This is a genomic window from Halorubrum sp. B53 (assembly GCF_059752395.1).
Genome location: NZ_MWTH01000003.1, coordinates 71123 through 94657 on the forward strand (window position 1 = coordinate 71123; position 23535 = coordinate 94657).

Sequence of the window (23535 nt, forward strand, 5' to 3'; positions counted from 1 at the left end):
GTTACGAGAGCGTCCCGACGCCGATGAGCCGCCAGCGCGCGCCGACGCGCCGGTTGATCGCGATCTGCGCGCCCTCCTCGGCGCAGACGGGCCGCTTGAGGCTCACCTCGCACTCGCCGTCGCGCGCGCTCGTCACCGCGCCGACCGTCGTCGCGGTGCCGACCGTGAGCATCAGCGGCTCGCCCGTGCTGATCTCCTCGATGTCGCTCTCGCCGCTCTCGTCGTCCTCCTTGCCGACGACGCGGTCGAGGAGGTCGACCTGCATCTCGAACTCGTTGCGGGTCGGCGGGAGCGTGCCCGGCTCGCCGGCGACCTGGCCGGCGAGCGCGTCGCCCTTCGTCAGGCTCGGGTCGAGCCCCGTCCCGACGCCGAGGAGGCCCCCCGGTCGGGCGCTCTCGACGTCGTTGTTGCCGGCCTGCAGCGAGCGGACGGTCGTCTCGAGGGGCCGCCACTCCGTCTGGCCCTCCTCGTCGACCTCGCGGCCGGGGCGGATCTCCAGCCCGTCGCCGACGGAGAGCTCGCCGCTGACGAGCGAGCCGCCGACGACGCCGCCCTTGAGGTCCGCGGCGGTCGCGCCCGGCCGGTTGATGTCGAACGAGCGCGCCGCGTACATCCGTGCGTTCTCGCCGGGGTCGCGGTCGGGAGTCGGGATCTCCGTCTCGATCGCGTCGATGAGCAGGTCGAGGTTGACCTCCTGCTGGGCCGACACGGGGACGATCGGCGCGTCCTCCGCCACGGTGCCCTCGACGAACTCCTGGATCTGTTGATAGTTGTCGACCGCGCGGTCCCGGTCGACGAGGTCGACCTTGTTCTGCGCGATGACGACGTTCTCGATCCCGATCAGGTCGAGCGCCATCAGGTGCTCCTCCGTCTGCGCCTGCGGGACGTCCTCGGTCGCGCTCACGACCAGCACGGCGCCGTCCATGATCGAGGCGCCCGAGAGCATCGTCGCCATCAGCGTCTCGTGGCCCGGGGCGTCGACGAACGAGACCGTCCGGAGCGGCTCGCTCTCGGAGCCGTCCTCGCACTCCTCGTCGACGGTGTAACACTCGGGCGCGTCGACGCCCGGACAGCGCCGGAACGTCGCGTCCGCGTACCCCAGCCGGATCGAGATGCCGCGTTTCATTTCCTCGCTGTGCTGGTCGGTCCACGAGCCGGACAACGCCTGCACGAGCGTCGTCTTCCCGTGGTCGACGTGACCGACGAGACCGATGTTCACCTCCGGTTGTGTGTTGGCTTCAGTCACTGTTGGACCTCCTAACGGAGCAGTCTTACCGGAAATTCGCTCCGTGCGAGTGATAAAGTTGCTGTTATAGTGGCGGCAGGGAGTTCTCGCGGAACGTCCGAGCGCGACGACGCGAGACGGACACCCGAGCGCGACGGCGACGACCACTTATAAATCAGCGTGCGGTGCGGTGGCGCGTGCCTGCGAGGCCGCCTCGCGGCCGAGCCGCGAGGGACCGCAGGTCCCTCTGGAAGCCGGCGCTACGCGCCGGCGACAGCACGCGCGAGGGAGTCGGCCACTCGGAGCGAAGCGAAGAGTGGCCGACGAGGCTGGGGAGGTGTGAGGTGCGGTCGCTGTGGGGATGGGACTCAAAGGGGCGGCTGCGAGGACGAAGGCGCGGGAAGCACGGACCGCAGGGAGCGAGCACCGCGAGCGACTGAGGACCGCAGCGACCGCACCGAGTCCTCGCGGCCGGGGCTTTGGAGGTGTTCACCACCGGCCCGCAGTCATCCGTTTATAAACAAACGTCGTCAGCTCCGTACTCGTCCGACGCCGATTTACGCCTCACGCGCGAATCCGGGCACATAATGGGATACGCGTGCCCCGTCTGCGAGACCCCGCAGCGCGACGGCGAACACCTCGCGCACCACCTCGCGTTCACGGCGATGCTCCACGGCGACGACCACGAGGCGTGGCTCGACGAGCGCGTCCCCGACTGGAGCGACCGCGACCCCGACGGCCTCGCGGCCGAGGTGACCCCGCACGCCGACGACGCCGAGTACCACGAGGTGTTCGAGGACACCGTCGACCGCGGGCGCCCCGACGTCGACCTCGGCGACCACGACCACGCGGGACACAGTCACGGCGCTCCCGACGTTCCCGGGGCGCGAGGCGGCGTCGACGAGTCGGGCGCGACCGACCCGGAGACCGAGGCCGCGCTGCGCGAGGCCCGAGAGCTGACGCGGAAGATGTTCGAGGAGGACGAGGACAGCGAGAGCGACGATGCGGGGGACGCCGCCGGCAACGCTGCCGACGACGCCGACGACGCCGCCGACCCGTCCGCGTAACGGAACGCCCTTTTCAGTCGGCGCCGAACGCGACGTATGCACACCAGAGGGACGTTCGCTCCCGAGACCCGCGCCGACGCGCTCGAACGCTACGAGGAGGTCGGCCCGGTCGCGCAGGTCGTCGTCCGCGAGGCGACGAAGGCGATGGAGTTCGGCGCCGACGAGTACGACGACCGGGTCACCCCGGAGGTGATCCGGACCGCCCGCGACGCCACCTTCGCCGAGCTGCTCGCGGTCCACGTCGGCGACGAGAGCGAGTTCGACGCGTGGCTCGCCGACAGCGAGTTCGACGCGGACGACGTCGTCCGGATCGGCTCCGACAACGTCGACAACCTCGTCTGGCACCCGATCCCCTTCGCCGACACCGTGGTCGCGGCGACGTTCCAGGACGAGCCCGACGCGGCCGCGAGTACCCTCCGGCGGAACGCGTTCGGGCGCGTCTACCGCGAGGAGTTCTACGAGTCCGGGCGGTAGCTCGCTCGGCGCTACTCTTCCCGGCGCTGTCGCTCGGTGTCGGAGGAGAGCGCAATAAAAGAGGAGTCGAAGCCGAGAGCGACGCTTACGCGAGCTTTTCGATGTCTCCGGCGTCAGCCGGAGGCCAGAGAAGCTGTCTACGACAGCTTCTCGATGTTCCCGGAAATCGAAGATTTTCGGGCGCTCGAAAAGCTCGCCTAGGCGAGCTTTTCGATGTTCTCGACGACGGCGTCGGCGAACTCGCTCGTCGCGAGCTTCTCGCCGCCCTCGATCTGGCGGTGCAGGTCGTAGGTGACCTTGCCGGAGGAGATGGTCTCCTCGACGGCCTCGCGCACGAGGTCGGCGGCGTCGGACCAGCCGAGGTAGTCGAGCATCTCGCGGCCGGAGAGGATCATCGCGGTGGGGTTCACCTTGTCCTCGCCGGCGTACTTCGGCGCGGAGCCGTGGACGGGCTCGGCGAGACAGCGACCGTGGCCGCGGTTGATGCCGGGCGCGATGCCGAGGCCGCCGATCTGCGCGCCGGCGGCGTCGGACATGTAGTCGCCGTTGAGGTTCATCGTCGCGATGACGGAGTACTCGTCGGTGCGGGTCAGCAGCTGCTGGAGCATGTTGTCCGCGATGCGGTCCTTGACGACGAGGGCGCCCTCGGGGCGCTCGCCGTCGTGCTCCTCCCAGAGCTGGTCCTCGGTGATGACGTCCTCGCCGTACTCCTCCTCGGCGACCTCGTAGCCCCAGTCGCGGAACGCGCCCTCGGTGAACTTCATGATGTTTCCCTTGTGGACGAGCGTGACCGAGTCGCGGTCGTTCGCGAGCGCGTAGTCGACCGCCTCGCGGATGAGGCGCTTCGAGCCGAACTCGGAGATGGGCTTGACGCCGATACCGACGGGGCCGTCGTGGATGACGTCGGCGACGTCCATGTCCTGTTCGAGGAAGTCGCGTACCTGCTCGGACTCGTCGGTGCCGGCCTCCCACTCGATGCCGGCGTAGACGTCCTCGGTGTTCTCCCGGAAGGTGACCATGTCCATCTCCTCCGGGTTCTTGACGGGCGACGGGACGCCGTCGATGTAGTAGGTCGGGCGGACGTTCGCGTACAGGTCGAGCGTCTTCCGGAGCGCGACGTTCAGCGAGCGGAAGCCGGCGCCGACGGGAGTCGTCAGCGGCCCCTTGATCGCGACGCGGTGGTCGCGGATGGCCGAGACGGTGTCCTCGGGGAGGTTCTCGTCGTACATCTCCCGAGCACTGGAGCCCGCGTAGACGCGCATCCACGCGATGGACCGCCCGGTCGCCTCCGCGGCCGCGTCGAGTACCTGCTGTGCCGCCGGTCCGACGTCGGTGCCGATCCCGTCGCCGTGAATGATCGGGATGATGGGGTTCGACGGGACGTTCAGCTCGCCGGTCTCCTCGTCGGCGAGTGTGATCGCCTCGCCGTCGTCGGGGACGTCGACCTTATCGTAGCTCATGAACGTTCGTGGATTCTGGTGGTGGCTTAAAGTGCCTGCCGCTTTCGGCGTGAGCGCCGCTCTCGCAGGCTTTGCCGGTTCCGGCTCTCAGACCGGTTCGACGTCGACGTCGAACATCGACCGCCACCGGTAGCGCCGGCCGCCCCAGACGAACGTCCGTCGTGCGAGTGCGTACGCGAGGAAGACCGGCGAGACGATCACCGACGGGGCGGCGAGGAGGAACGTCGCCCGCCGGACCCCGAACAGCGCGTACGTCGCCCCCGAGAGCGCCGTGACGAACGCCGCTCCCGCGACCGGCGCGAGCAGGCACAGCGACGCGAGGGCGATCGAGAGCGCGACGTTGAACGCGGTCGCCAGCGGCGCGTGGCGGCGAGTGATCTGCAGGAACCGGACGAACCGCTCCAGTGACTCCCGCGCCGACCCGCCCGCGGCGACGGTCCGGGTGCGGTCGGCGGCGCTCACGTCGAGGTGCTCGGCCAGGGTCCCGTCGTCGCTGACGGTGCGGCGGAGGTCGGCGAGGAAGGCGTCCTCGTCGAGGTCGTCGCGCTCGAAGACGACCGCGCCGCCCCACGCGATCCCGTCCCGGGAGACCGCGAGCGTCCCGCCGATGACGTACGCCGGCTCGAAGAACCGCCCGAGCGGGTCCGCCCCGACGAACACGGGGACCTCCGTGGTCGGCCCCTGTCGCTCGTAGTCGGCGTTGAGGGTCGCGAGCCACTCCGGCGGATGCCTGAAGTCGTCGTCGGTCCAGACGATCCGGTCGCGTTCCGCCGCCGCCATGCCCGCGGCGATCGCGTTCGCCTTCCCGGAACAGCCATCGGGCTCGCCCGCGAGGACGACGCGAACCCTGTCGGGGAGCCCGTCGCCCTCCCCCTCGGCGCCGCTCTCACCGTCCCGGCGCTCGGCCACCGGGTCGTCGCCGGTGTCGCAGATCACCAACAGCTCGTCGTCCTCGCCGAGCTGGGCGGCCACCTCCGAACACGCCTCGGTCCAGCGCACCGTCGGGAGGAGCACCGACGTCGGCGGGCGGGATCGCTCGCTCTCCGTCACGTCGATCGGTTCGGGAGGCGGACTGATAAGTGGTCAGTCGCCCGCGACTCACCTCGGTCGACACTCCCCCGTCCCGAGCCTCACCCCGGCCGACACTCCCGCGTTCCGAGTTCGTTGACTCGGGCCTCTCCGCCGTCGGTCACGTCGACCTCGACCATCGAGACGGTCACCGACGCGACCGGGTCGCCGCCGCCCCCCGCAGAGCGGTCGCAGAGGTGCGCGAGAAGCGGGTCGACGCGGCTCGGCGCCCCGTCGTCCGCCAACAGAGTGAGGTACTTCCGCCAGCGGGCGGTGGGGTACGCCCGCGCGTCCGACGGCGGCCGGTCGGCCGCGACGGGGTCGCCGTGCAGCGCGTCGAACGCGTCGCCGTCGGCGGTCGTCGCCGTCGCGAGCAGGAGCGCGTCCGTCGAGCTCGGGTCGGGCGCGAACATGTCCCAGCCGTGCTCGGCCGGGTCCGCCGTCGCCGCGACGGGCTCGGGCGCGTCGACGAGCCCGGCGGCCATCCCGTTCCACGCCAGCACCGACGCGAGCAGGACGACGGCGACGAGGGCGACGGCGCGCTCGCGGGTCGCCCGGTCCGCCCGATCCGTCCGGTCTGTCCGGTCTGCCCGGTCCGCGAGGTGCGGCCCGCCGGGGACCGACGCCGCCGCCCGCCGGAGCCGCCCGCTCGCCGAGCCGACGCCCTCCTCGACGCGGTCCCAGACGAACGACGGGAAAAAGGGGAGGAGGGCGGTCGCCGATATCAGCGGGAAGACGCCGAGCTGGAGCGTGAGCGTCATCGAGAGGTGCGCGGCGACGAGGCTCCCCGCGAGCGCCGCCCGGACGCGCCCGGCGGATACGACGAGCAGCGGCGACGCGACGAGCAGCGCGAGCCAGCCGTAGGTGGCGGCCGCGTACAGCGCCGGCGCCTCGGGGAGGAGTCCGCCGACCGGCCCGTGGAGGTACGTGAGCCGGAACACCTGTTCGACCGCTTCGCCGCGCGGCCAGGCCGTCCCCCGGAGCTTCTCGATCCCGTTCGCGACGTAGACCGCGACCACGACGGCCAACGGGAGCGCCGAGGCGGGCCCGACGAAGCGGTCGCTTCCCTGCCCTTGGCGGCCGGCCGTCCCGACCGTCGAACCCCGGCGCCGGACGGCGTCGACCGACCACCGCGCGCCGAGCGGACAGAACAGCCCGGCCCCGAGCAGCTGCCAGAGCAGCTTGTCGCCCGCGTTGAGCACGAACGGGTTTCGCGCCTGCAGCGACGCGAGCAGGACCAGCGAGACCGCGGTCGCGAGCCGGGTCCGGTGGCCGACCGCGAGCGCGACGGCGGCGACCGCGGCGACGAGGAACAGCAGCGCGACGGGCCACGCCGCCCCCGAGAGCGCGTGCAGCGAGAAGCGAGCGGCGAGGGGGTACGCCTCGGCGAGCGCCGAGCGCGGGAACACCCCAGCGTCGGTATAAAAGGCCGTCAGGTTCCGGGCGCGCAGCCCGAGGTCGACGAGGAGCACGACCCCGAGCGCGACCCGGAACGCCGCCAGGGCGCGGCGGTCGATCCCGACGCGCGCCCCGACCGCGTTTCGGAGGCGGCGGCGGAGCGAGGGCCGCCCCGCGGGCTCCTCGTCGGTGCGCGGTTCGGGGTCCTCGGCGGGGGCGTCGGCTGTGCGTCCTCGGTGGTCGTCCACGACAGTGGCGACTCCCCGAGCGGCGGGAATAGTTCTTGCGGCGGCGGACCGGCCGCGGCCGACCGCGAGAGCCCCCCACCCGCTCGGCGGTATCGCCCGCCGCTTCCCGGGCGCTTATGCGGACGCCGCGGCACCCTCGCGTATGTCACAGCGACCCTCGATGCGCGTCGTCGTCCACGGCGGCGCCGGCGGCGCGCCGGACGACCCGGCGCCGAGACAGGAGACGCTCGACGCGGCGGCCGAGCGCGGCGCGGACGCCGGAACTCCCCTCGACGCCGTCGAGGCGGCGCTCGCGCCTCTCGAATCGAGCCCTCGGTTCAACGCCGGCGTCGGCGGCGCGGTCCAGTCCGACGGCGTCGTCCGCACCGACGCCGGCGTGATGACCTCGGACCGGGAGATCGGCGCGGCCTGCTCGATGCCGGGCGTGAAGCACGCGGCGAGCGTCGCCCGCGTCGTCCACTCGGAGACGCCCCACGTCTTCGTTTCGGGCGAGCATGCGGTCGACCTCGCCGCCGACTTCGATGTCGAGACGGGCGTCGACCTGCTCACCGACGAGACGCGCGCCCGATACGAGGACGAGGACCCGCCGCGGGGCGGCCCGCGCGAGCACCTCGACTGGCTCGCGACGCGGTTCGGATCGGGCTCGGATCAGGCCGGCAGTGGGTTAGAGAACGGCTCTCAGGGGGAGGGCGATTCGGGTCGCGCGCCCGACCACGACACGGTCGGCGCGGTCGCGTCCGACGGCGAGCGGTTCGCGGCGGCGACCTCCACGGGCGGCCGGTCGTTCGCCCTCGCGGGCCGGGTCGGCGACGTGCCGCAGGTTGGCTCGGGATTCTTCTGTACCGAGGCCGGCGGCGCGAGCGCGACGGGGGCCGGCGAGGACATCGCGCGCGTCACGCTCTCGCGCCGGGGCGTGGAGCATCTCGACGACGGGATCGGCGCGCAGGCGGCGGCCGACCGGGCGATCGAGGAGTTCGAGGAGATTACGGGCTCCGGAGCCGGCGTGATCGTCCTCGGGGAGGAGGGGGCCGGGAGCGCGTTCAACACGGACGGGATGCAGACGAGTATCGCTTATAAATAGTCGCTGACGTGGCGGGCGGCCATTTATAAATAAAATATTTCGCGGTGACCATCTCCAAAGCCCCAGCCGCTCGCTTATAAGCGGTTGCTGACGGGTCGACGGTGAACACCTCCAAAGCCCCAGCCGCGCTCGGCTCCCACAGCTCGCTGCGCTCCTCAGTCGCTCGTTTCACTCGCTCCCTGCGGTGCTTACGTCGCTGGGGTTCGCCGAGCGCGGCTGCCCCTTTGAGTCCCACCCCGCTCCGCTCCGCACAGCACCTCACACCTCCCCAGCCTCGTCGCTCGGTCGGGGCTCCCGCCGGTCGCCCGCTTCCTCGCGACTCCCTCGCACGTGCTCCTCGTGGCCGCCGGTGGCGGCCACTCGGAGGCGCGCGCCGACGGTAAAACTGGTCGGGCGTCGTCGAGCATTTATAAATGAGCTCGTTGCGTCGACCCCGACCCGCCTCGTCGTCCGCGGAGGCGAGGATACAAATCCGCCGGCCGCCTTGCCCGCGTATGGTCACGTTCCTCGCCGGCGGCACGGGGACGCCGAAGCTCCTCGACGGGGCGACCCGCGTCTGGGACCCCGAGGAGGTCGCGGTCGTCGCCAACACGGGCGACGACGTCGAGCTCGGCGGCCACCTCGTCTGCCCCGACGTCGACACCGTGCTGTTCGCCGGCGGCGGCGTCCTCGACCGCGAGACGTGGTGGGGGATCGCCGACGACACCACCGAGACCCACGCGGAGCTGCGCCGGCTCGCGGACGAGGTCGGGATCGGGACGCAGCCGCGGTACCTCGACGCCGAGGCGCAGACGGCGGGCCGCGAGATCGCCCGCTGGCGGCGCTTCTCCGGCGTCGGCGAGTTCATGGAGATCGGCGACCGCGACCGCGCGGTCCACGTCACGCGCACGAGCCTGCTCGACGAGGGCCGCACGCTCACCGAGGCGATCCGGGCGCTCGCCGACGCCTTCGGCCTCGACGTCGACCTCCTCCCGATGTCCGACGACCCGGTCGCGACGCTGATACACACCGCGGCCGGCGAGACGATCCACTTCCAGGAGTACTGGGTCGCGCGCCGCGGCGAGCCGCCGGTCGACGACGTGGAGTTCCGCGGCGCGGACGACGCCGAGCCGACCGACGCCGTGCTGGACGCCCTCGCCGACCCGGTCGTTATCGGTCCCTCAAACCCCGTGACGAGCCTCGGCCCGATGCTCGCGCTCCCCGAGTTCGAGGCGGCGCTGTCGGCGACGCCGGTCGTCGCGGTCTCGCCGTTCGTCGGCGACGAGGCCTTCTCCGGCCCGGCGGCCGACCTGATGGCCGGCGTCGGCCGCGACCCCTCGACCGCGGGCGTCGCCGCCGCGTACCCGTTTGCGGACGCGTTCGTCCTCGATACGGACGATCCGACCGAGCTCTCCGAGCGCCACGTCGAGCGCACCGACACACGGATCGACGACGCCGACGACGCCGAGCGCGTCGCCCGAGCCTGCGAGCGCGCGCTGACAGCGGTGTCGGACGCGGCGGCGACCGACGCGGAGGTGGCGGAGTGACGGCAACCGACGATGGCGAGTCCCCCTCCCTCGTCGCCGCCAGCCTCAGCGGCGCGGCCGACGCCGACTGGGCGCGCGCCGCCGCCTCGCACGTCGACGCGGCGGTGCTGGGCGGGATCGCGCTCGACCCTGCGAGCCGGGCCGCGGCCCGCGATCTCGTCGCGCGCGGGCGCTCGGAGTTCCTCCCTGACGACCCGCTCGCGTGGATCGACCGACAGCTCGCCGCGCTCGCCGACGCGCCGGTCCGTCCCGGAGTCAACGTCCGGAGCGCGACCGTCGACCCGGTACGCGAGGCGGCGGCGGTCTGCGCCGAGCACGGCGCCGTCTGCGAGGTCAACGCTCACTGCCGACAGCCGGAACTCCGCGCGGTCGGCTGCGGCGAGTCCCTGCTCTCCGACCGCGACCGGCTCGCCGACTACGTCGCCGCCGCGGCCGGGACCGGTGCGACGACGAGCGTGAAGGTCCGCGCCGAGGTCCCCGACGTCGACCTCGTCGCCGTCGCCGACGCGGTCGCCGACGCGGGGGCGGAGTGGCTCCACGTCGACGCGATGGACTCGGAGGCCGTCGTCGGAGAACTGATCGCGGATGAGGGAGCCCGCGCCGACCTCACCGTGATCGCCAACAACGGCGTCCGGGGCCGGCGGACGGTCGCTGAGTACGCCGCGCACGGCGCCGACGCCGTCAGCGTCGGGCGGCCGACCGAGCACCCGGCGGAGCTCGCTCGCGTCGCCGAGGCGGTTCGCGCGTGGCGCGACGGGGAGCTCTCGATCGGCGAGCCGCCGGAGCGCCGACGGGAGGCGTCGCCGTGACGGCCGTCGACTCCCGCGCCCGCGATCCGGTCGACGACGCGACCCTCGCGCTCCTGCTCGAAGTCGCCGGCACCCCGAAACCGGGCAACGTCGACCGGCGGCGGGACCTGGACGACCTCCGGTTCGAGTCCTTTCTCGGCGGAGCGGTCGGCGCCCGCGACGGGCTCGAACTGGCCGCGAGCGACGAGGGGTCCGTCGGCGACGCCTTCGAGCGCGGCGTGGCGGGGATGGCCGACCGCGCGGGAACGAACACCCAGTTCGGTTGTCTGCTGCTGCTCGTCCCGCTGCTCCGCGCGACCGTCGTGGGTTCGCCCGCGGGCGACGTGTCGCCCTCGGGGAATCTCGACCCGGACGCCGTCGACCGCGTGACCCGCGAGACCACCGTCGGCGACGCGGTCGCGTTCTACCGCGCCTTCGAGCGCGTCGATGTCGCGGTCGCGGATCCGCCGGCGGACGCCGCCGAACTGGACGTGCGTCACGGGAGCGACGCGGCGCCGGCGCTCCGCGACCGGGAGCTGACGCTCCGAGACGTGATGGCGGTCTCGGCCGCCCCCGACGATCCGGACCGCGTTCCCGACCGCAACGCGCAGGAGTGGGTCGAGGGGTTCCCGCGGACGTTCCGCGCCGCCGAGTGGATCCGCGCCGACGAGGGGCCGCTGACCGATCGAGCCGCGCGCGCCTTCCTCGGCCTGCTCGCGGCCGAGCCCGACACGCTGGTCGCCGCGAGCCACGACCCGGAGACGGCCCGCGAGGCGAGCGCACGGGCCGCCGCCCTGCTCGGCGGAGCGGACGACGGCGGTTCCACGGGTCCCCTCGACCCGAGCGACGTCGACGCCGACGCCGTCCACGGGGCCGACCTCGACGCCGCCGAGGCGCTGGCGACGGCGTTCGTCGACGAGGGGATCAACCCCGGGACGACCGCGGACCTCACCTGCGCGGCGCTGTACGTCGCGCTCCGGCGCGGCGCGGAGGTGGCGCGGTGACCGACGACGCGCCCGACGTGGGCCGCGGCGGGGCGGCCGACGGCGCCGACGCCGTTGCGCCCGACGGCTGGCCGGTCGCGCTCCGCGGCGTCACCGAGTCGGTCGTGACGACGCTCGGCCCGAACGACCGCTGGAACGTCGCGGCGCTCGGGATCCACGCGCCGGCCGACCCCGGTGACCCCGTGACCGCGCGGACGTACGGGCGCACTCGGACGTGGCGGAACTTCACCGAGCGCGGCGGCGGGGTCGTCCAGTTCACGACCGACCCGCGCACGTTCGTCGACGCCGCGCTGACGGTCCGGGAGGTCGACGACCCCGTCCTCGAGACGGCCGACGCGTGGGTCGAGGTGACCGCCGAGGAGATCGGGAGCGAGACCGAGGGCGACACGACGATCCGGACGTGGGCGCTCGATCCCGTCGAGAGCGCGGTTCGCCGTGAGCGCGTGCCGACGATCAACCGCGGGTTCGGCGCGGTCGTCGACGCCACGGTGGCCGCCTCGCGGCTCGACGTGCCCGCGTTCGACACGGCGGACCTGCTCGGCCGGCTGGCGTACTTCGCGGACGTGGTCGACCGCTGCGGCGGTCCCGCCGAGCGCGAGGCGTTCGCTCGGATCGACGAGGCGACCGGGTGGCGGGCGCTCGCGGCGGCGGAGGGGACCGAGCGCGGGGGCGACGGCGACGACGTCGACGACGAGCCCTGACCGGACCGCGTGGCTCGCCCGGCGTAATACCGCCTTGCGGCCGCTCGCGGCGTAACGAACCCTTTTAGTTCGGCCCGGCGGTATCGCTCGGTATGGCCATCAAACCCAAGTACATCAAGCAGCTCGGGAACGTCCTGCTTGAGCGGTACCCCGACTCGTTCAACACGGACTTCGAGACGAACAAGGAGAGCGTCACGGCCCTGACCACCGTCGAGTCGAAGGGCGTCCGCAACCGGATCGCCGGCTACGTCACCCAGAAGAAGGCGCAGGCGGCCCAGAAGGCCTAACCGGTCCCGAGTTTTCGACCGCACGTTCCGCGATTCCCGAGCCGCGGCGCTCGGTCTCGCCGCACACCCCGCGCCTTATCACCGAAGCCGCGGCCACCTCGTCGCGATGGACGCCCTCGTCCGCCCTGTCGTCGACCCGACGTTCGCGGCCGCCGCGCTCGCGTTCCTGTGCGGCGGCGCCGCGCTCGGCACGCTGAGCGGGCTCGTTCCGGGCCTCCACGCGAACAACTTCGCGCTGCTGCTCGCGGGGCTCGCCCCCTCGGTCGCCGCCGATCCGCTCCTCGTCGGCGTCGCGATGCTCGGCGCGGGCGTGGTCCACTCGTTCCTCGACATCGTCCCCGCGCTCGCGCTCGGCGTGCCCGACGCGGCGACGGCGGTCGCGGCGCTGCCGGGCCACCGGCTCGTGATCGCGGGCCGCGGCCGCGAGGCGATCCGGCTCTCGGCGGTCGGCTCCGGGCTGGCCGTCGCGCTCGCGGTCCCGCTCGCCGTGCCGATCACGTGGATCATGATGCGCGGGTATCCGACGGTGCGGGCGCACCTCCCGCTGCTCTTGACCGGCGTCGTCGCGTTCCTCGTGTTCACCGAGTCGTCGAAGGAGGCCGCAGTCGGCGGGTTTCTCGCGTTTCTCGCGAGCGCCGCGCTCGGGTTCGCAACCCTCGACGTCGATCCCGCGGCGCCGCTCGACGCCGGCGGCGTCCTCGCGCCGCTGTTCGCCGGACTGTTCGGCGCGCCCGTCCTCGTCGACGCGCTCGGGGGCGAGGGCGTCCCGCCGCAGGCCGACGCGCGGATCACGATGGCGCCCCGCGACCTCGGCGTGAGCGCCGGCGCCGGGTCGCTCGCGGGCGCGGTGGTCGGCTACGTCCCGGGCGTCTCCGCCGCCATCGCCGCCGTCGCCGCGCTGCCCGCGGTCCCGCGCGAGGAGGGCGACCGCGGATTCCTCGTCGCCACGAGCGGCGCCAACACGGCGAACACGATATTCGCGCTGTTCTCCCTCGTCGCGCTCGGCACGCCCCGGACGGGGGTCACTGTCGCTATCGACCGCGCCGGCGTCCCCTTCGCGCTCCCGATCCTCCTCGTCGCCGCGGGGGCCGCGGCGGCCTGCGGGTTCGCGCTCGTCCTCCTCGTCGGCGACGCCTACCTCCGCGTCGTCGGGAACGCGGATTACACCCGCCTCTCGATCGGCGTGTTGGCGCTGCTCGCCGGCGTCTCGTTCCTGTTCGCGGGACCGTTCGGCGTCGGGGTCTTCGCCGTCGCCGGCGCGCTGGGACTCGTCCCGCCCCGGGTCGGCGCCCGGCGGGTCCACCTGATGGGCGTGCTGATCGGTCCGCTGATCGTCGGGTGAGCGCCGGGGGGACTCCGTCGCCGACTCCCTCGAACCGCGCTCCGCGGTCCTCGGCTCTCGCCTACCGCTGGCCGCGCTCCGCGCGTTCGACACCCGAGCGGCGCGGTACCGCGCCCCACGCCGCGTTCGGCGCCGACCGCAAAGAACAACGGTTAAAAGTCGCGCGGTGGTGTCTCAGTGTATGAGCGAGAGTGAAACGCAGGGCACCCGGCAGTGTGTCTCCTGTGGTATCCAGGTGGCCGGCATGAACGCCGCGCGGTTCTCCTGCCCGGACTGCGGGACGACCATCCACCGGTGCGCGAAGTGCCGGAAGCAGAGCAACCTCTACGAGTGTCCCGACTGCGGCTTCCGAGGACCCTAGTTATGGGAGACGTCGCCGCCAAAATCAAGGTCATGCCGAACAGCCCCGAGGTCGACCTCGACGACCTGCAGGACCGACTCGAGGAGTCGCTCCCGCAGGGCGCGAAGATCCGCGGCTTCCAGCGCGACGACGTCGCGTTCGGCCTCGTCGCCCTTCTGCCGACCGTCATCGTCCCCGACGGCGCGGGCGGGACCGAGGCGGTCGAAGAGGCGTTCGCCGACGTCGACGGCGTCGAGTCCGTCGCCGTCGAGAACGTCGGCCGACTGTAGCGCCGACGCCGTCGGGCTTCGGCCGGAAATCGAACGTCTTTCTGTTCAGTTCGTCGCGTCCCGGTAGCGATGCGCGCGTCTCGCGCCGCCGCGACCGATCACTCGACGCGTTCGTCGACCCACGCGGTGAGGTCGTCGCCGGGGATGAACCCCTCCGCACGTCGCGCGACCGGTTCGCCGTCCACGAACAGCACGAACAGCGGCACGCTTCGGACGTCGAACCGCTCGACGAGCGGCGGATCGTCGCGGGGGTTTATCAGGGCGACGTCGACGTCGAGCGCGCGAGCGACGTTCCCGAGGACGGGCTCCATGCTCGCACAGATCCCGCACCCGTCGGTGTAGAACTCGACGAGCGCGGCGTCGGCGTCGGCGACGAACGCGTCGAGGGCGTCAGCGTCGGCGAGAGACGTCGGACGGCGGACCCCCTCGTTTCCATCCGACTCAGCGCCGCCGGCCGTAGTATTGCTCATCATGCACACTATTAGGGCCGAACGCATATAAACGCTCGCTCGGATCGACGGCGCCCACCGCTCGGTTCGCCGCGGGGAGGCCCCGTTCAGGAGACGTCCACCGCGCCGTCGCCGCCGTCGCCGCTCTCGGCGAGCGCGTCGATGACCCGCATGTTCGCGACGGCCGCTTCCCCGTCGGTCAGGGGGTCGGCGTCGTCGGCGACGCGATCGGCGAAGTGCTCCACCTGCAGCCGGTACTGGTCCACGGGCTCGAACGTCTCGACGCCGCGCCGGCCGTCGATCTGGTAGGTCAGCTCCACCGGCTCGTCGGTCGGCGCGTCGAACGCTTGCTCGACCGCGATCCAGCCGTTCGTCGCGTCGATCCGGTACCGCTGGACGAGCTGCGTGTCGAATCCCGAGGCGACTCGGGCGGACCGGCCGTCGTCGTACTCCAAGACGCCCGCGAGCTCCGTGTCGACGCCGGCGTCCCGGGTGTCGTTCGCGTGCGCGTACGCTCGATCGGGCTCGCCGAGGACCGCCCTGACGAGCGAGACGGGGTAACAGCCGACGTCCATCAGCGACCCGCCGGCGAGCGCCGGGTCGAGGCGCACGTCGTCCGGTCGGTCGTACAGCGGGAACCGGAACGTCGAGGTCACCGTACGCACGTCGTCCAGTTCCCGCTCGACCAGCTCGAGGACTCGCTCGGTGCGGGGGTGGTACCGGTACATGAACCCCTCCATCAGCGTGACGCCGCGGTCCGCACAGTGATCGGTCACCTCGCGCGCCTCCGCGGCGTCGACCGCGAGCGGCTTCTCGCAGAGTACGTGGAGCCCCGCGTCGGCCGCGCGCGTCGTCCACTCGGCGTGGAGCCCGTTCGGCAGCGGGACGTAGACGGCGTCGAGCTCGTCGTCCGTCAAAAGCGCCTCGTAAGAGCCGTAGCTCCGCGGGATCGACGCCGCTTCGGCGAACGCCGCCGCCCGGTCGCCGTCTCGCGAGGCGACCGCGCCGACCGCGTGCTCGCTCGCCGCGATCGCCGGGACCACCGCGTCGCGAGCGATTCCCGCGGTGCCGAGCACGCCGAAGGTGAGCCGATCGGTCCGGGTTGACATACGCGACCATCGAGGGTCCGAATATAAAAGAGCCGGCGACTCCGGCCCGAGGCGGCCGGCGATCGTCCGCGCCGCGCTACCGGTCGGCCGGCTCGGGGTTCACGAGCGGCGAGTCCTCGTTGGCGCACTCGGGGCGGCCGCAGACGCCCGCGTCGGCGCCGGCCCGCGAGACGCCTTCGGCGAGCGACTCGATCTCCCACGCCACCTCGTGACCGGTCGCCGACTCGTGTTCGCCGAGCGCGGCCCGCGCCGGCGGGAGCCGGTCGTACCCCGCCTCGAAGGGACAGTCGGCACACCGGACCGTGACACGCGTCCGTTCCATACCGGATATTGGTCGGATAGCACAAAACACTCGCGGTGCGAGGGCCTCGAACGGACCGTCCGGGCGGAGCGCTCCGCGCCGCTACGCCGGCTCGTCGCCCTCGGGTTCGGTCCGCCAGCCGCCGGTCAGCGTGACGATCCACAGCAGGACGCCGGCGAGCGCGAAGACGGCGGCCATATAGGGGATCAGCGGGAGCTCGACGCCGACGAAGTCCAGGACCGTCCGGAACTCGTAGACGATCACGCCGAAGATCGCGAACGCCACGAGGAGCCCGCCGCGGGTCCGATCGAGGCTCATCGGCCCACCTCGACGAGCGAGGCGGTCGCCTCACCGACGGCGCCGACCACCGGGGTCACCGCGCCCGCGAGCGCGTCGAGCGCCGGTGCGAGCCACACCGGGTACGTGCCCACGCCCGGGCCGAGCAGGCCGCCGCGCTGAATGATCGCCGCCAGCGGGAGCGCGTACGCCAGCACGACGAGCGTCAGCGCGATCCCCACCCACAGCCGGAGGCTGTCGAGCACGCGCGGGGCGTCGTCGGGGCCGGACAGCGCCGGCGGCAGCGACTCGGCGAGTCCGGACACCTTCGGGTTCCCCATCGTGAGCACGAGGTTCCCCATGAACAGCACCGTCGAGACGAACAGCAGCGTCCCGCCGATGGCGATCTGGATGTTGAGCTCTTCGAACCCGCCGAACATCGTCGGGTAATCGAAGCCGGAGTACTCGGGTTCGGCGGTCCGGCGCGGCACGCCCATGATTCCCTGTGCGTGCATCGCGTTGGACATCAGCGCCATGCCGATGAACCAGAGGACGACCTGGAACAGCCCGATCGATCGGCTGAAGATCGGCTTGTTGGAGATCTGCGGCCAGATCCAGTAGGTGGCGGCCATGAACGTGAGCGCGACGGCGGTGCCGACGGTGAGGTGGAAGTGGCCCGGCACCCAGATCGTGTTGTGGATCATGTAGTTGATGTTCATCCCGGCGTTGACCATGCCGGAGAAGCCGCCGGCGGCGAACATCAGGCCGGCGAGCATCATGCCGGTGAACGCGGGGTCGCGCCACGGGAGGTCGGTGAGCCAGCCGAGGAGGCCGGTGCCGCCGCGCTGGCGGGCGCCGTACTCGACGCTCGCGACGACCGTGAACGCGGTGAGCAGACTCGGCAACAGCAGGAACATGGTGTTGGTCATCGAGATGAACTTGAACCCCTCGGCGATGCCGGGGTCGAGGTACTGGTGGTGGATGCCGACCGGGGTCGACAGTAAGAGGAACAGGACGAAGACGACGCGGGCGAGCGGGTCGCTGAACAGGCGTCCGCCGGCGATTTTCGGGAGGACGGTGTACCACAGCAGGTAGGCGGGCATGAGCCAGAAGTAGACGACGGGGTGGCCGAAGAACCAGAACAGCGTCCGGGTGAGCGTGGGATTCACCTGGTCGATGAAGCCGAGCGACCACGGGAGGAGGAAGATGAGGACGGAGGCGGCCACGGCCGAGGAGGCGATGTACCACATGGCCATGGTGGTCAACACCATGAACGTCTGGAGCGGGATGCGCTCGTCGGGGTGCTCGCGCTTCCAGGCGAGGAAGGTGCGGAACCAGTCGGCGCCGGCGATCCAGGAGCCGACGATGAAGACGGCGAGGCCGGCGTAAAACAGGGGGTGCGCCTGCAGCGGGGCGTAGAAGGTGAACAGGACGTCGGCGCTCATGTCGAGGGCGGGGACGAAGCCGGCGAGGATGGAGACGCCGGTCATCGTCATGCCAACCGCCATGATCGCGTACCACGTCCACGTGATCCGGATGTCGATGAGCGGCCGGTCGAGGCTCCGCGTCACCGCCCACGTGAACAGTCCCACGAGGAAGAACGTGGTGAAGCTGATCGCCAGGAACACGCCGTGTGCGGTGAGGGACGTGTAGTAGTCGGTCGAGGAGATGATCCCCCGGAACACCCCGGTCCGGTGGAGCGTTTGGATGATCCCGAAGATCGCGCCGAGCGCCAGCGCGAGGAAGGAGCTGAGCAGCGCGGCGCGGACGATCCGCGCCTCGTCGGGGAACTTGTCGACGAACGACTGCTCGGCTTCGATGGCCTCGCTCATGCGTCGTCACCCCCGCTGTTGCGGTTTTCGAACTCTTCTTGACTGACGACGTTCACGTTCCCCTCCATCACGTGGTGGCCGGCGCCGCAGTACTCGTTACAGATGAGCCCGTACTCCTTCGATCCGTCGACTTCCACCGTGATCTCGGAGACCTCGCCGGGGACGACCATCGTGTTCGCGTTGGTTCCGACGACCTCGAAGCCGTGGATCACGTCGCGAGAGGTGACGTAGAACGTGACGGTGCTGTTTTCGGGCACGACGATCGGGTCGGGGGTGAAGCCGAACTGGTAAGCGACGACGTAGGCGGCGTACTCGTTGTCGCCGACCTGTTCGACGCGGGGCTCGGAGAAGCGCTCGTCCTCGTCGAGCCCCTGGGCGTCGATGGGCTGTTCGCTGTCGGAGACCATCGCGACGCCGGGACCGACCGCGCCGTAGGTGACCGAGCCGATGAGCAGCAGTATCAGCAGGATCGATGCCGCGAGCCAGAGTTTTTCGTAGGCGTGAATGTGCATGCGTGATCACCCCACGACGACTAGATCGCGGCCGAGGAACTCGATGTAATAGATGTACACCCACGCTAACAGCAGGATGACGAAATATATCCCGATGAGCGTGAGCGTTCCGATCGGATCGAACTCCTCTTCACCGCTCACATCATCACTCGATGCGTGTGCGGCTTGGTTTTGCCCCATAGGCCGGGTTATAGATTAGCGACTATATAATATCTATCCGTTCCCGGGACATGAAAACACGGGCGTTATATATGTTCGGCAGACCCTACACCGTGGTATGAAGTTCTCGCTCCAGCGGGCCGTGCTCCTCGTGTTGGGCGGTCTCATTCCGGCAACGGTGTTCATCGCCGACCGGGCGGAGATCTTCGTCGCCGTGACGCTCGTGAACGTGCTCATCATCTGGGCGAGCCTCCACGTCGCGACCGGCGGGAGCCTCCGCCCCGGCTCGGGCTCGGCCGACGCGGCGGACCCGGAGGAGGCGTAGCGTCGCCGACCGACCGCCGGGACCGAACGCCATGTCGAACTGCACCCTCTGTGACCTGCCGACGGGGGACGACCCCAACACCGCCCCGGACGTCGACGGCGAGTTCTGCTGCCGCGGCTGCCTCGCGGTCGCCCGGTCGCTGGACGACGTCGACGACCTCGACGACCTCGACGAGCGGCGCCCCGAGACGGAGCCGGACCGGGAGTTCGACGGGGAGACGACGTTCCTCCACGTCGACGGGATGCACTGCGCGACGTGCGAGTCGTTCCTCGAGCTGACCGCCGGCGAGCAGGAGGGCGTGGCGGCCGCCGAGGCGAGCTACGCGACCGACACGATCCGCGTCGACTACGACCCCGACGCGGTGAGCGCCGACGAGCTCCCCGAGCGGCTCTCGGTCGCCGGGTACTCCGCGAGCGACCGGGCCGACCCGGAGCCGGACGGCGACGACGTCGCCGTGGTCCGCTTCCTGATCGGCGGCGGCTTCTTCGGGATGATGGCGATGCTGTGGTACGTCCTCTTCTTATACCCGACCTACTTCGGGTACGAGCCGATCCTCGATCTCGGCGGCGTCTCGGGCACCTACCTGTTCGCGCAGGTGTGGGTGTTCGCCTCGATCGTCCTCTTTTACACCGGCTACCCGATCCTGCGGGGCGCGTACGTGAGCCTCCGGGCGCGACAGCCGAACATGGACCTGTTGGTGTCGCTCGCGGCGGCCAGCTCGTACACGTACAGCACGCTCGCGCTCCTCCTCGGTCGGACCGACCTCTACTTCGACGTGACGATCGCCGTGATCTTGGTCGTCACCGCGGGCAACCACTACGAGTCGATCATCAAGCGGCGCGCGACCGGGATGCTCTCCGAGCTCACGACGGCCGGCGACCGGACGGTCCGCACCGAGGGCGGGGAGACCGTCGCGGCCGACGCCGTCGATCCGGGCGACCGGCTCCTCGTGCGCCCCGGCGAGCGCGTCCCCTTCGACGGGACCGTCGCCGAGGGGACCGCCGCCGTCGACGAGGCGCTCGTCACGGGCGAGTCGCTCCCAGCGACGAAGCGGGAGGGCGACGCGGTCCGCGGCGGCACCGTCGTCACCGACGCGCCGATCGTCGTCGAGGTCGGCGAGGACGCGACGAGCACCCTCGACACCCTCGTCCGACTGCTGTGGGAGATCCAGAGCTCGCGGTCGGGCGTCCAGCGGCTCGTCGACAGGCTCGCGACGGTGTTCGTGCCGCTCGTCGTCGCGGTCGCCGTCCTCGGCGCCGGCGCCACGTTCGCGTTCGGGGCGGCGCCCGTGGACGCCGCGCTGGTCGGGCTCACGGTGCTCATCGTCTCGTGCCCGTGCGCGCTCGGGCTCGCGACGCCGCTCGCCATCGCCGCCGGGATCCGCGACGCGGCCCGCCGCGGCATCGTGATCGTCTCGGACGCCGTCTTCGAGGAGGCCGCCGACATCGACACCGTCGTGCTCGACAAGACGGGGACGCTGACCGACGGCGAGATGCGGCTGGTCGACACCGTCGCCGACGGCGCCTCGCCGGACGAAGTGCGGCGGCGGGCGGCGGCGGTCGAGCGCGCCTCGGTCCACCCCGTCGCCGAGGCGATCGTCGACGCCGTCGCGGGCGACGGAGGAGGTCACTCCGCCGCCGGCGCTCGCGGCGAGGCGGGCGACGACGCCCCCGGGGCGGCGACCGACGGGGGCGTGACGACCGGAACCGACCCGGACGGGTCCCGGGCGGTCGCGGCCGGCGGCGACGCCGCGGCGACGGACGTGACCGTCTCGGACCGGGGCGTTACGGGCCGCGTCGACGGCGACGCGGTCGTCGTCGGCCATCGGTCGCTGTTCGACGGCGCGGAGTGGACCGTGCCGGCGTCACTGGAGGCGGCCGGCGGAGAGGCCCGGGACGACGGGCGGGTTCCCGTCTTCGTCGGCTGGGAGGGGTCGGTCGTCGGCGTCCTCGTCGTCGGCGACGAGGTCCGCGACGGGTGGGAGGCGGTCGTCACCGACCTCACTGAGGGGGGGCGACGCGTCGTGGTGCTCACCGGCGACTCGCCCGAGGCGGCCCGGCGGTTCGAGGACCACCCGGCGATCGACGAGGTCTTCGCGGCGGTGCCGCCGGAGGCGAAGGCCGAGACGGTGCGGCGGCTCGCGGCGACCGAACGCGTCGCCATGGTCGGCGACGGCAGCAACGACGCGCCCGCGCTCGCCGCGGCCGACCTCGGCGTCTCGATCGCGAGCGGGACCGACCTGGCGGCCGACGCCGCGGACGCCGTCCTCTTGGAGGACCGCCTCTCCGCGATCCCGGAGCTGTTCGCGGTCACCCGCGGGACGAACCGCCGGCTCAAGCAGAATCTCGGCTGGGCGTTCGTCTACAACGCGGTGGCGATCCCGATGGCGATCTCGGGCGTTCTCAACCCGCTCCTCGCCGCGCTCGCGATGGCGACGAGCAGCGTCCTCGTGGTGTCGAACTCGGCGCGGGCCGTTTATAAGGGCGAGTGAGTCACGGTCACGCGGCGGCGCCGACGTACGGCCTGACGGCCCGCACGATGGCGTCGACGTCGTACTCGTCTTCGGTCTTGTCGAAGACGACGTCGCCGTCCGCGCGGACGACGAACACGCCGTCGTCGCCCGTCACCAGCGCGACCTCGTCGAGCCCCTCGCCGAACTGCTTGAGCAGGGCTTCCGAGACGTCCTGAGCGCGGTTCAACATGCCGCACGGCACGCAGTACTCGACCTCCACTCGGGTCATGTGGCGTTACTTCGAGTCGAACGCTTTTAACTCCGCGCCGCCCGGCTCCGGGCCGCACCCGTCAGACCACGAGCGCGTCGAACACGACGGCGAACAGCAGGAGACCGAGGTAGGCGTTCGACGCGTGGAACGCGCGGAACGCCGCGGCCTCCGTCTGCTCGTAGTGGAGCCGGACGACCGCCCACAGGAACACCGCGCCGAGGGCGACGCCGACCGCGGCGTAGAGCGCGCCGAGCGGCTCGGCGACCACCGCGAGCGCGACCGCGGCGACGAGCGTCGCCCCGAGGTACCAGACGATGTGGCGGCGCGTCGCCGTCTCGCCGCGGACGACGGGCATCATCGGGAAGCCGCCGCGCTCGTAGTCGTCCTTGTACGCCAGCGCGAGGTTGTAGAAGTGCGCCGGCGTCCACAGGAAGATGACCAGCGCGAGCAGCAGCCCGCCGCCGCCGACCTCGCCGGTCACCGCCGCCCAGCCGATGAGCGCCGGCAGCGCGCCCGCCGCGCCGCCGATGACGGTGTTCTGGACCGTGTTCGGCTTCAACACGAGGGTGTAGACGACGCTGTAGAACAGGATCGCGACCAGCCCGAGGCCCGCGGTCAGCGGGTTCACCGTCCAGAAGAGGCCGAGGGAGACCGCCGTCAGCAGCAGTCCGAACGCGAGCGCGTTGCGCACCGGGACGAGGTCTGTCGCCAGCGGGCGGTCGTTGGTCCGCTGCATCCGCTTGTCGATGTCGCGCTCGAAGACGTGGTTGAACGTCCCCGACGCGCCGATCGAGAGCGCGCCGCCCGCGAGCGTCGCGGCCACGACGTACGGGGTGAATCCCCGCCCGCCGGCGAGCGCCATCGCCGCGGCGGCGACGAGGCAGAGGAGCCACATCAGACGGGGCTTCATCAGTTGGAAGTAGGCGGCCGCGGTCGCCTTCAGCCGGGGCACCGCCGCCGTCGGGATCTCGGGCTCGGGCGCCTCGTCGACCGGCGGGAGGTCGTCCGTCCCCGCCTGGAAGTCCACGGGAGCGTCGTCGGCGACGCCGGTCTCGGCCTCCAGCCACCACGCGAGCGCGGCGAGCACGGCGCCGAAGATCGTCACGCCCAGCAGGAGGTGGACCGGACCGAGCGAGGCGGGAAGCCCGCCGACCGCGACGAGCGCGCCGACGCCCGCCTGGGCCGGGAACAGCAGGAGGGCAGCCGTGAGGGCGCCCCGGACCCGACGGCTCGCCCCGTCGCGCCACGCGAGGGCGACCGAGAGGACCACGAGGACGCCGACGACGGCGGCGATCGCTCGGTGACCGAGCGCTATCCAGCCGGCGGTCTCGACGGGGAGCGCGGCGCCCCCGCCGCAGAGCGGCCAGCCCGAGCAGGCGGCGGCCGCCTCGGTGAGCGAGGTCGTGGCACCGACGACGAGCAGGAGGTACACGCCCATCGCCGTCGCCGCGAGGACCGCGGGGAACCGGTCGGGTATCGTCACTGACGCTCGCTTGGGAACGGATCCATATATGTCCCGCGCTTCGGCGGATCCGCGCCGAACGCGGCCG

The 23535-nt window shown here is 71.9% G+C and carries 26 protein-coding genes; 13 read left to right on the top strand and 13 right to left on the bottom strand.

Translation table 11 applies throughout. The annotated features are described in order from the left end of the window. Position 1: 1 nt before the first annotated feature. A complete protein-coding gene (locus B4V06_RS01715; RefSeq protein ID WP_123113213.1) occupies positions 2 to 1246 on the bottom strand; it encodes a translation initiation factor IF-2 subunit gamma in 1245 nt (414 codons plus the stop codon). A gap of 566 nt (positions 1247 to 1812) precedes the next feature. Here B4V06_RS01715 and B4V06_RS01720 point away from each other — a divergent pair. Beyond that, on the top strand, positions 1813 to 2292 hold the full coding sequence (locus B4V06_RS01720) for a DUF5810 domain-containing protein (RefSeq protein WP_123113212.1): 480 nt from the start codon (positions 1813 to 1815) through the stop codon (positions 2290 to 2292). Positions 2293 to 2328: 36 nt separating this feature from the next. Beyond that, positions 2329 to 2766: a DUF5809 family protein gene (locus B4V06_RS01725; RefSeq protein WP_123113211.1), complete on the top strand. Its 438-nt coding sequence runs from the start codon at positions 2329 to 2331 to the stop codon at positions 2764 to 2766. 197 nt (positions 2767 to 2963) lie between these two features. Here B4V06_RS01725 and icd read toward each other — a convergent pair whose 3' ends face one another. The 3 genes from icd to B4V06_RS01740 form a co-directional block, all read right to left on the bottom strand. Next, positions 2964 to 4226 carry an isocitrate dehydrogenase (NADP(+)) gene (gene icd, locus B4V06_RS01730; RefSeq protein WP_123113210.1) on the bottom strand — a complete coding sequence of 421 codons (1263 nt, stop codon included), beginning with the start codon at positions 4224 to 4226 and terminating at the stop codon, positions 2964 to 2966. Between the two features lie 87 nt (positions 4227 to 4313). After that, positions 4314 to 5276: a glycosyltransferase family 2 protein gene (locus tag B4V06_RS01735; RefSeq protein WP_498166995.1), complete on the bottom strand. Its 963-nt coding sequence runs from the start codon at positions 5274 to 5276 to the stop codon at positions 4314 to 4316. An 80-nt stretch (positions 5277 to 5356) separates the two neighbouring features. Next, positions 5357 to 6940 carry an HTTM domain-containing protein gene (locus tag B4V06_RS01740; RefSeq protein ID WP_498166997.1) on the bottom strand — a complete coding sequence of 528 codons (1584 nt, stop codon included), beginning with the start codon at positions 6938 to 6940 and terminating at the stop codon, positions 5357 to 5359. A 160-nt stretch (positions 6941 to 7100) separates the two neighbouring features. Between B4V06_RS01740 and B4V06_RS01745 the strand changes: the two genes are divergently transcribed. The 9 genes from B4V06_RS01745 to B4V06_RS01785 all read left to right on the top strand — a co-directional run bounded on the left by B4V06_RS01745 (position 7101) and on the right by B4V06_RS01785 (position 14299). Beyond that, entirely contained in the window at positions 7101 to 8021 is a 921-nt protein-coding gene (locus B4V06_RS01745) for an isoaspartyl peptidase/L-asparaginase (RefSeq protein ID WP_498167247.1), read from the top strand. Between the two features lie 494 nt (positions 8022 to 8515). Then, complete coding sequence (gene cofD / locus B4V06_RS01750; RefSeq protein WP_498167000.1) at positions 8516 to 9547, top strand: 2-phospho-L-lactate transferase; 1032 nt, start codon at positions 8516 to 8518, stop codon at positions 9545 to 9547. After that, on the top strand, positions 9544 to 10356 hold the full coding sequence (locus B4V06_RS01755) for a tRNA-dihydrouridine synthase (RefSeq protein WP_498167002.1): 813 nt from the start codon (positions 9544 to 9546) through the stop codon (positions 10354 to 10356). The genes cofD and B4V06_RS01755 overlap by 4 nt, the downstream gene beginning before the upstream one ends. Then, a complete protein-coding gene (locus B4V06_RS01760) occupies positions 10353 to 11339 on the top strand; it encodes a triphosphoribosyl-dephospho-CoA synthase (protein WP_498167005.1) in 987 nt (328 codons plus the stop codon). The genes B4V06_RS01755 and B4V06_RS01760 overlap by 4 nt, the downstream gene beginning before the upstream one ends. After that, entirely contained in the window at positions 11336 to 12040 is a 705-nt protein-coding gene (locus B4V06_RS01765) for a DUF447 domain-containing protein (protein WP_498167008.1), read from the top strand. The genes B4V06_RS01760 and B4V06_RS01765 overlap by 4 nt, the downstream gene beginning before the upstream one ends. 92 nt (positions 12041 to 12132) lie before the next feature. Then, a complete protein-coding gene (locus B4V06_RS01770) occupies positions 12133 to 12327 on the top strand; it encodes a 30S ribosomal protein S17e (protein WP_008007028.1) in 195 nt (64 codons plus the stop codon). A gap of 106 nt (positions 12328 to 12433) precedes the next feature. Next, on the top strand, positions 12434 to 13669 hold the full coding sequence (locus B4V06_RS01775) for a tripartite tricarboxylate transporter permease (RefSeq protein WP_498167010.1): 1236 nt from the start codon (positions 12434 to 12436) through the stop codon (positions 13667 to 13669). Positions 13670 to 13850: 181 nt separating this feature from the next. Then, positions 13851 to 14030 carry an HVO_2753 family zinc finger protein gene (locus B4V06_RS01780; protein ID WP_123113203.1) on the top strand — a complete coding sequence of 60 codons (180 nt, stop codon included), beginning with the start codon at positions 13851 to 13853 and terminating at the stop codon, positions 14028 to 14030. A gap of 2 nt (positions 14031 to 14032) precedes the next feature. Continuing rightward, positions 14033 to 14299, top strand: a complete 267-nt coding sequence (locus B4V06_RS01785; RefSeq protein ID WP_092565372.1) for an elongation factor 1-beta — start codon at positions 14033 to 14035, stop codon at positions 14297 to 14299. Positions 14300 to 14397: 98 nt separating this feature from the next. Here B4V06_RS01785 and B4V06_RS01790 read toward each other — a convergent pair whose 3' ends face one another. The 7 genes from B4V06_RS01790 to B4V06_RS01820 all read right to left on the bottom strand — a co-directional run bounded on the left by B4V06_RS01790 (position 14398) and on the right by B4V06_RS01820 (position 18958). Continuing rightward, positions 14398 to 14772: a thioredoxin family protein gene (locus B4V06_RS01790; protein ID WP_123113202.1), complete on the bottom strand. Its 375-nt coding sequence runs from the start codon at positions 14770 to 14772 to the stop codon at positions 14398 to 14400. An 83-nt stretch (positions 14773 to 14855) separates the two neighbouring features. Further along, positions 14856 to 15857 carry a Gfo/Idh/MocA family protein gene (locus tag B4V06_RS01795; protein ID WP_123113201.1) on the bottom strand — a complete coding sequence of 334 codons (1002 nt, stop codon included), beginning with the start codon at positions 15855 to 15857 and terminating at the stop codon, positions 14856 to 14858. A gap of 76 nt (positions 15858 to 15933) precedes the next feature. Further along, entirely contained in the window at positions 15934 to 16179 is a 246-nt protein-coding gene (locus B4V06_RS01800; RefSeq protein WP_123113200.1) for a DUF7542 family protein, read from the bottom strand. Positions 16180 to 16260: 81 nt separating this feature from the next. Continuing rightward, positions 16261 to 16476 (bottom strand): CbaC protein, encoded by a 216-nt coding sequence (locus tag B4V06_RS01805; protein WP_123113199.1) that lies wholly within the window; start codon positions 16474 to 16476, stop codon positions 16261 to 16263. Beyond that, positions 16473 to 18266, bottom strand: a complete 1794-nt coding sequence (locus B4V06_RS01810) for a b(o/a)3-type cytochrome-c oxidase subunit 1 (RefSeq protein WP_498167015.1) — start codon at positions 18264 to 18266, stop codon at positions 16473 to 16475. The genes B4V06_RS01805 and B4V06_RS01810 overlap by 4 nt, the downstream gene beginning before the upstream one ends. Beyond that, complete coding sequence (locus B4V06_RS01815) at positions 18263 to 18778, bottom strand: cytochrome c oxidase subunit II (protein WP_498167018.1); 516 nt, start codon at positions 18776 to 18778, stop codon at positions 18263 to 18265. Before B4V06_RS01815 ends, B4V06_RS01810 begins: the two co-directional genes overlap by 4 nt. Positions 18779 to 18784: 6 nt before the next feature. Continuing rightward, positions 18785 to 18958, bottom strand: coding sequence for a hypothetical protein (locus B4V06_RS01820; protein WP_498167020.1), 174 nt, complete (start codon positions 18956 to 18958; stop codon positions 18785 to 18787). Between the two features lie 97 nt (positions 18959 to 19055). Between B4V06_RS01820 and B4V06_RS01825 the strand changes: the two genes are divergently transcribed. Continuing rightward, positions 19056 to 19262 (top strand): DUF8131 family protein, encoded by a 207-nt coding sequence (locus tag B4V06_RS01825; RefSeq protein WP_498167023.1) that lies wholly within the window; start codon positions 19056 to 19058, stop codon positions 19260 to 19262. A gap of 31 nt (positions 19263 to 19293) precedes the next feature. Next, positions 19294 to 21753 (top strand): heavy metal translocating P-type ATPase, encoded by a 2460-nt coding sequence (locus tag B4V06_RS01830; protein WP_498167025.1) that lies wholly within the window; start codon positions 19294 to 19296, stop codon positions 21751 to 21753. Between the two features lie 7 nt (positions 21754 to 21760). On the opposite strand, the gene B4V06_RS01835 is transcribed toward B4V06_RS01830, so the two are convergent. Further along, the gene (locus tag B4V06_RS01835; protein ID WP_123113194.1) at positions 21761 to 22003 is read right to left on the bottom strand and encodes an Rdx family protein; all 243 of its coding nucleotides are present in this window, start codon (positions 22001 to 22003) and stop codon (positions 21761 to 21763) included. Between the two features lie 61 nt (positions 22004 to 22064). Continuing rightward, the gene (locus B4V06_RS01840) at positions 22065 to 23468 is read right to left on the bottom strand and encodes a heme o synthase (protein WP_498167027.1); all 1404 of its coding nucleotides are present in this window, start codon (positions 23466 to 23468) and stop codon (positions 22065 to 22067) included. Between the last annotated feature and the right edge of the window lie 67 nt (positions 23469 to 23535).

Bases quoted from the DNA above. Each gene is read 5' to 3' on its own strand.
- icd (WP_123113210.1), bottom strand. From the start codon at position 4,226: ATGAGCTACGATAAGGTCGACGTCCCCGACGACGGCGAGGCGATCACA.
- B4V06_RS01790 (WP_123113202.1), bottom strand. From the start codon at position 14,772: ATGATGAGCAATACTACGGCCGGCGGCGCTGAGTCGGATGGAAACGAG.
- B4V06_RS01745 (WP_498167247.1), top strand. From the start codon at position 7,101: ATGCGCGTCGTCGTCCACGGCGGCGCCGGCGGCGCGCCGGACGACCCG.
- B4V06_RS01830 (WP_498167025.1), top strand. From the start codon at position 19,294: ATGTCGAACTGCACCCTCTGTGACCTGCCGACGGGGGACGACCCCAAC.
- B4V06_RS01815 (WP_498167018.1), bottom strand. From the start codon at position 18,778: ATGCACATTCACGCCTACGAAAAACTCTGGCTCGCGGCATCGATCCTG.
- B4V06_RS01785 (WP_092565372.1), top strand. From the start codon at position 14,033: ATGGGAGACGTCGCCGCCAAAATCAAGGTCATGCCGAACAGCCCCGAG.
- B4V06_RS01825 (WP_498167023.1), top strand. From the start codon at position 19,056: ATGAAGTTCTCGCTCCAGCGGGCCGTGCTCCTCGTGTTGGGCGGTCTC.
- B4V06_RS01805 (WP_123113199.1), bottom strand. From the start codon at position 16,476: ATGAGCCTCGATCGGACCCGCGGCGGGCTCCTCGTGGCGTTCGCGATC.
- B4V06_RS01725 (WP_123113211.1), top strand. From the start codon at position 2,329: ATGCACACCAGAGGGACGTTCGCTCCCGAGACCCGCGCCGACGCGCTC.
- B4V06_RS01780 (WP_123113203.1), top strand. From the start codon at position 13,851: ATGAGCGAGAGTGAAACGCAGGGCACCCGGCAGTGTGTCTCCTGTGGT.
- B4V06_RS01810 (WP_498167015.1), bottom strand. From the start codon at position 18,266: ATGAGCGAGGCCATCGAAGCCGAGCAGTCGTTCGTCGACAAGTTCCCC.
- B4V06_RS01800 (WP_123113200.1), bottom strand. From the start codon at position 16,179: ATGGAACGGACGCGTGTCACGGTCCGGTGTGCCGACTGTCCCTTCGAG.
- B4V06_RS01820 (WP_498167020.1), bottom strand. From the start codon at position 18,958: ATGGGGCAAAACCAAGCCGCACACGCATCGAGTGATGATGTGAGCGGT.
- B4V06_RS01720 (WP_123113212.1), top strand. From the start codon at position 1,813: ATGGGATACGCGTGCCCCGTCTGCGAGACCCCGCAGCGCGACGGCGAA.
- B4V06_RS01770 (WP_008007028.1), top strand. From the start codon at position 12,133: ATGGCCATCAAACCCAAGTACATCAAGCAGCTCGGGAACGTCCTGCTT.
- cofD (WP_498167000.1), top strand. From the start codon at position 8,516: ATGGTCACGTTCCTCGCCGGCGGCACGGGGACGCCGAAGCTCCTCGAC.
- B4V06_RS01795 (WP_123113201.1), bottom strand. From the start codon at position 15,857: ATGTCAACCCGGACCGATCGGCTCACCTTCGGCGTGCTCGGCACCGCG.
- B4V06_RS01775 (WP_498167010.1), top strand. From the start codon at position 12,434: ATGGACGCCCTCGTCCGCCCTGTCGTCGACCCGACGTTCGCGGCCGCC.
- B4V06_RS01835 (WP_123113194.1), bottom strand. From the start codon at position 22,003: ATGACCCGAGTGGAGGTCGAGTACTGCGTGCCGTGCGGCATGTTGAAC.